This is a genomic window from Cecembia sp., assembly GCF_007126775.1.
Taxonomy (GTDB): Bacteria; Bacteroidota; Bacteroidia; order Cytophagales; family Cyclobacteriaceae; genus Cecembia.
In genome coordinates, this window is record NZ_SLAP01000107.1 from 1 (window position 1) to 5,882 (window position 5,882).

Below are 5,882 nucleotides of genomic sequence, written 5' to 3' on the forward strand. Positions count from 1 at the left end.
AGAAATGTACGTCACTCTGAGTGAAGCGAAGAGTCTCCTATTTTATGGGAGATACTTCGACTCCGCAGGCTCCGTCTCAGTATGACGGTTCGCTAGATGTCATTGCCTTTCTGTAAATGGGAAATTTTAAAATCTCAGAATGAAGTTTTAATAGCTATAATTTCCCTTGATATTAAAAGTCTTTCGTTTCCTTGCTTCTGCATTCAAATTTTCATAAATTTAATTGTTTACAATTAAAAAGTTATGGCTATTGCAGATAAAGAACCCGGATTTCCCTTTTATGTGGTATCAAGACTGATTTCCCAAGCCTATAGAGAGCCATTGAAAACGCTTGGATTGACGTATCCACAGTATTTGGTGATGCTTTGCTTATGGGAGAAAGACGGCTTGATGGTTTCCCAAATTGGGGAAAGGCTTTCTTTGGATTCCGGTACACTCACCCCCTTGCTTAAAAGGTTAGAAACCATGAACCTGGTCAAAAGGGAAAGAAGTGAAGAAGATGAGCGAAAGGTTCAAATAGAGCTGACTTATCCAGGGAAATCTTTGCAATCCAAATCGGTTCAGTTGGGCCAACATGCGCTCTCAATTTTGGATGGTTGGAAAGAAAAAGACAAAGAAAAGTTGTTTGAATTGGTTCAGAAATTGATTCAGGATTTAAATGGGGAATAAATATTGCCCGTTTGAAAGTAGATGGATGAAAGACTTTCAATTTTCCAAGCATGAAATTCCTGAGGCAGCGTATTTTCCAAAGGGAGGTTTGATCATATATTCCTCTATTCTAGCCTTAAGTGGGAAATCCTGCATTTGATAATCTGGTGTATATCTTACCTCGTCCCAATAGGTGGATTTGGGGTTCTCTGCTCTTGGATCTCCTGTATCGGACATCCATTTTAAGAGCTGTTCTTTCATTTGGCTCTTGACCGCAACAAAAGTTGCATCTTTTGCTAGATTGTTTAACTGATAGGGGTCTTTGACCACATCGTACAATTCCTCCTCTGTCCTCACTCCAAAAGAAAGGTTAAAATAATCCGGCATGCCTGGGTCAGCTTTCCCTTCCATGTTCATAATCAGGTATTTGGTAATGGAGTTATCCACATCTCCATACTGCCCCACAGACTGGTGAACTGTATGGTCACCTGCAGGATTTCTATCTGGCAAAGGATTCCAAATGTATAGGTATTCATGGTTTCTTACTGCCCGCATGGGGTAGCTCAAGTTACCTTGGCGCACATTGGCATGTCTTTCACGCTCCATGAAGACTTGTTCCCTGCCTTGTTTATCTCCTTCAAAAAGTGGCCAAAGGGATTGCCCACTCATATCATTTGATTTCAGATCTGCTGCCTCTAAAAAGCTAGGTGCAAAGTCCACAAAGCTTACAAATTCATTGATCACAGTACCTGCTTTTATTTTTTCCGACCAGCGGATGACCAATGGCATTCTGGTACCAAAGTCATAAAGATTTGCTTTTGCTCTTGGAAAAGGCATTCCATTGTCACTTGTCATGACAATGATGGTATTCTCCAACTCTCCAAGGTCTTCAAGGAGTTGAATGAGTTGGCCACATTCACGGTCAAATCGCTCCACTTCGAAATAATAATCAAGGATGTCATTTCTTACGCAGTCATTGTCAGGGAAAAATTGCGGAACAAGGACATCGGAAAGCTTCATTCCGGTTTGTATACCGGTATTGGTAACATATTCCCTATGGGGATCACTGCTTCCAAACCAAAAGACAAAAGGCTGCTTGTTGTTCCTTTTTTTAAAAAAGCATCAAATTCATCAAAGTTTTTGCCAGCAGGGTTATGGTTAAAACCGCTAATTTCATACTCTCCAGGACCCCATCCTTTCCTAGTGGATCCAGTAAAATATCCTGCTTTTTCCAAAAGGCCCACATAGGTGGGATAATTGGAGGGAAATTCCGACCATAGATTTCCCCCTGCTTCGTTTTGATGAGGATACCTCCCTAGTAGGATCGAGGCCCTGGAAGGAGAACAAGAGGGAGAAGTGACATATGCATTTGTAAATAAAGCACCTTCTTTGGCCAGACGGTCAAAAGTTGGCGTTCTGACTACAGGGTCTCCATAAATGCCGGCGTGAGGATAAGACCAATCATCCGCAATTAGGAAAAGGATATTAGGCGAAGGGGATTGAGGCTTTTTTTCCTCACAGGAGGAAATTATCAAACAAATTAAAAAGCAAAGCACAGGGGTATTTGCTAGCGTTTTATTCATTATTAAAGCAATTTTATTGCTATCAATATACTAAAGTTATTGTGAACCAGCACATCCAATTCCTTTCCTTTACCCACATCAACATATCCATCGCAAGAAAAGAGAATAAAATCAAAATTTACGTTTATTTTTGAAGCCTAAATTCACTGATTATCATGTCCTCCTTGAAAAGAAAAATAAAAGTAGGTCTGGTGCAAAACGCTTGTTCCACTGACCTTCCGTCTAATCTAAAAAAAGCGGAAGCAGGAATCCGTGAGGCTGCCCAGAAAGGGGCACAGATAGTATGCCTTCAGGAGCTCTTCGGTTCCCTTTATTTCTGTGATGTGGAAGATCATGCAAATTTTGGTCTGGCTGAAAAAATCCCAGGACCTTCTACCGATAAATTCAGCGCTTTGGCAAAGGAGCTGGGCGTAGTAATCATCGCTTCATTATTTGAAAAAAGAGCAGAGGGGCTTTATCATAACACCACAGCTGTTTTGGATGCTGATGGTGTCTATTTGGGCAAATACCGAAAGATGCATATTCCGGACGATCCCGGCTATTATGAAAAGTTTTATTTTACTCCCGGTGATCTGGGATACAAAGTCTTTAAAACAAAATTTGCCACTATAGGAGTCTTGATCTGTTGGGATCAGTGGTATCCTGAAGCGGCCCGCATCACTTCTTTGATGGGTGCGGAGTTGCTGTTTTACCCTACTGCCATCGGGTGGCACAAGGATCAGGATGAAAATACCAACAAAGAGCAATACCATGCCTGGCAGACAATCCAAAAGTCGCATGCAGTAGCCAACGGCGTTCCCGTGGTATCCGTCAACCGGGTAGGTATTGAAGGGGATATGAAATTTTGGGGTGGCTCTTTTGTGACCAATGCCTTTGGTTGGGTTACCTATCAGGCAGACCATGAAAAAGAACTGGTACATGTGGAAGAAATTGACATGGACCTTTCCGATAGGTACCGGACCCACTGGCCATTTTTGAGGGACCGTCGCATCGAAACTTATTCCCCTATCCTGAAAAGATTTATCGATGAAGATTGACAATGGGAAAACTCCTTTGGAATTGGGTTATACTTTTCCGGCTGAATTCCATCCCCATGCAGCCACTTGGTTGAGCTGGCCGCATAAAGAGGCTTCCTGGCCTGGAAAGATTTCTACCATATATCCAGCATATTCCGAATTTGTCAAGCTGCTGGCAGAAGGGGAAGAAGTCCATATCAATGTCGCGGATCAGAAGATGGAGAATATTGCAAAATCGCACTTGGTCATGGCCGAAGCTGACTTGTCTAAAGTGTTTTTCCATCATTTTCCCACCAATGATGCATGGTGCAGGGACCATGGTCCCGCTTTTCTAGTCAATGAAAAGGCTGCACATCGCAAAGCTTTGGTGAAGTGGAATTACAATGCCTGGGGAGATAAATATCCTCCTTATGATTTGGACAATGAAATTCCTTTTCAAATTGCCAAATACAGAAATATCCCCTGTTTTAAGTCTGACATCATCATGGAAGGGGGTTCCATTGAGGTCAATGGAAAAGGTACATTGATGACTACTGAGGCCTGTTTGCTCAATCCCAACCGCAACCCACATCTTTCCAAATCCCAAATTGAAAAGTACCTGCGGGATTTTTATGGGGTGGAAAATATACTTTGGTTGAAAGATGGTATCGTGGGAGATGATACAGATGGGCATATTGATGACCTGACCCGCTTTGTGAAAGAAGATACGGTAGTCACGGTAGTGGAACATAATAAGCAGGATGAGAATTACCAAGCTTTGAAAGAAAACACTGAACTCCTTTCCCAATTGACCTTGGAAAATGGGAAAGCTATCAATGTCATTGAGCTGCCCATGCCTGCTCCTGTGGTATTTGAGGAAATGCGCTTGCCGGCCTCTTATGCAAATTTCTATATCGCGAATAAATATGTGATTGTACCCACTTTCCGGGATGACAATGATGAAAAGGCCTTGGAGATACTGCAAGGCTGCTTTCCTGACAGAATGGTGGTCGGAGTGGATTCCTGGGATTTGATCTGGGGTTTGGGAAGCTTTCATTGTCTCAGTCAACAGGAACCTTTGTAGTTTAACCACAGATGAACGCAGATAAACACTGATTTAAAATTACCTGTCCATCCGTTTTTGGAATAGGACTTTAGGATTCATATCAATAAATAAGTGATTTTATAAAATGTAATTTACAAAATGTGAAATCAATTTTTTTTAGAGTTGAAAATAGGTGCTTGATTTCCTGCAGGATTCCGTGCTATTTCTCATAGGAATGGAATCTTGGTATCCGATTTTTTGAAAGCAAAGGATGGAATTGAGAGCGCGGTATCACCGCACTCTCATTTCTATACCCCGTAAAACCTCTTTCCGTTGGCCAAACATGGCCTGTGGGCTAGCCTAAGCATGCCGACGCTTTATAGCGAATTGCACCTACTGGCAAAGTAGTGTATCATTATTTTTCACTTTTAAGAAAAATTAATCCGGCCACTTCATACCCTCGATATAGGGCGCACCTGCATTTTCCATTTCTGATGCGATGGACTGCAGCGACTGATTGAGCTTTTTTAGCTGCTCAGTGGCTTTCTGAATTTGATTGTTGGCAATTTGCAGGGTTTGCTTGGAAGTTTCTGTTGGTCCATAGAGAGAAGTAGAAATTCCCCTGTTTACTGCGAATAGCCGCTCACCTATAGTTGGTGGAGTTTTTTCACCCACTTGTAGTTTCGCCGGATTGCCATATACCTCCATGTGCAAATGGTAGAGTTCATTTCGCATGTCATGGAGTTTGGCATCGATAGTGCCAGGTTCGGCAGTAGATTGCAGCAAGGCCTTGCGCATGGCATCCACTGTTTTTATACTTCGGTCTATGTTGATGTCAAGTGCTGAAGCGTCTCTTGCCGCTGCTTCATACGAACGCCAAAAAGCCGCCACTTCTTTTTCTGGAGCCCCTTCCAGCGCACCCTTATACAGTCTCTCAACTTCAAAAGTAATTGGGTCATCCAAAGCCGTGGTGACACCATCTTCACTTTTGTAGAGTGTAGCCGTGTAAGTTCCAGGGGCGGCCATAAGACCTTCTTCATTCGATTGCCCACCATGGATGCTTAATGCAGTAGGTGCTGGATACCGCAAGTCCCAAGAAATGCGATGAAAGCCCTTTTTCGTTGGACCTTCTACACGCCTGATTACATTACCAGAGGCATCCTGAACCAGTATGAAAATGCCGGGTTTTTCCTGAATCTCTTCAGCTGCTCTTTCCTCCCAACTTGGCATAGGTACGTCACGTTCGGCAGCCGTAAGGGATTTTTCTACGGCTTGTCTCATTTCCGCTTTGGTTTGCAAACCATCTTTCAGGTGGTATGTAAAAACAGCACCAAAGTCAGGGTTTGGGGCAACATAATAGGAAGCGCCTTGCGTGCCTTTTGGCTTGCTGAAATCCAAATGTGAGCGGGGGATATACCATAAGGCTTTACGGGTAGAGTAAAGCGAGCCTTCTTTTTGAAGTGAAGCAGTGCTGACTTCTCTAAGGACACTATAATCATCGAATATGAAAAACCCTCGTCCAAAAGATGCTCCAACCAGGTCATTCTCCCGCTTTTGAATTGCTAAATCCCGGAAAGAGATTGTTGGAACGCCTCCTTCAAGCTTGGTCCA

At 42.9% G+C, this 5,882-nt stretch carries 4 protein-coding genes and 2 pseudogenes; 3 read left to right on the forward strand and 3 right to left on the reverse strand.

Annotated elements, in window-relative coordinates; translation table 11 throughout:
• Nucleotides 1-243 precede the first annotated feature (243 nt).
• Nucleotides 244-669, forward strand: a complete 426-nt coding sequence (locus QZT73_RS07020) for a MarR family transcriptional regulator (RefSeq protein WP_291781480.1) — start codon at nt 244-246, stop codon at nt 667-669.
• Between the two features lie 36 nt (nt 670-705).
• On the opposite strand, the pseudogene QZT73_RS07025 reads toward QZT73_RS07020, so the two are convergent.
• Both QZT73_RS07025 and QZT73_RS07030 read right to left on the reverse strand, forming a co-directional pair.
• Nucleotides 706-1,698 (reverse strand): annotated as a pseudogene (locus QZT73_RS07025) (sulfatase/phosphatase domain-containing protein); the annotation flags it as partial.
• Complete coding sequence (locus QZT73_RS07030) at nt 1,665-2,231, reverse strand: sulfatase-like hydrolase/transferase (protein WP_291781481.1); 567 nt, start codon at nt 2,229-2,231, stop codon at nt 1,665-1,667. The gene QZT73_RS07030 and the pseudogene QZT73_RS07025, both read right to left, overlap by 34 nt.
• A gap of 155 nt (nt 2,232-2,386) precedes the next feature.
• Between QZT73_RS07030 and QZT73_RS07035 the strand changes: the two genes are divergently transcribed.
• Complete coding sequence (locus tag QZT73_RS07035) at nt 2,387-3,268, forward strand: carbon-nitrogen hydrolase (RefSeq protein ID WP_291781484.1); 882 nt, start codon at nt 2,387-2,389, stop codon at nt 3,266-3,268.
• Entirely contained in the window at nt 3,258-4,310 is a 1,053-nt protein-coding gene (locus QZT73_RS07040) for an agmatine deiminase family protein (protein ID WP_291781487.1), read from the forward strand. The genes QZT73_RS07035 and QZT73_RS07040 overlap by 11 nt, the downstream gene beginning before the upstream one ends.
• Nucleotides 4,311-4,709: 399 nt before the next feature.
• Here QZT73_RS07040 and QZT73_RS07045 read toward each other — a convergent pair.
• A pseudogene (locus QZT73_RS07045) lies at nt 4,710-5,882 on the reverse strand (glycosyl hydrolase); the annotation flags it as partial.

Bases quoted from the DNA above. Each gene is read 5' to 3' on its own strand.
- QZT73_RS07040 (WP_291781487.1), top strand. From the start codon at position 3,258: ATGAAGATTGACAATGGGAAAACTCCTTTGGAATTGGGTTATACTTTT.
- QZT73_RS07030 (WP_291781481.1), bottom strand. From the start codon at position 2,231: ATGAATAAAACGCTAGCAAATACCCCTGTGCTTTGCTTTTTAATTTGT.
- QZT73_RS07020 (WP_291781480.1), top strand. From the start codon at position 244: ATGGCTATTGCAGATAAAGAACCCGGATTTCCCTTTTATGTGGTATCA.
- QZT73_RS07035 (WP_291781484.1), top strand. From the start codon at position 2,387: ATGTCCTCCTTGAAAAGAAAAATAAAAGTAGGTCTGGTGCAAAACGCT.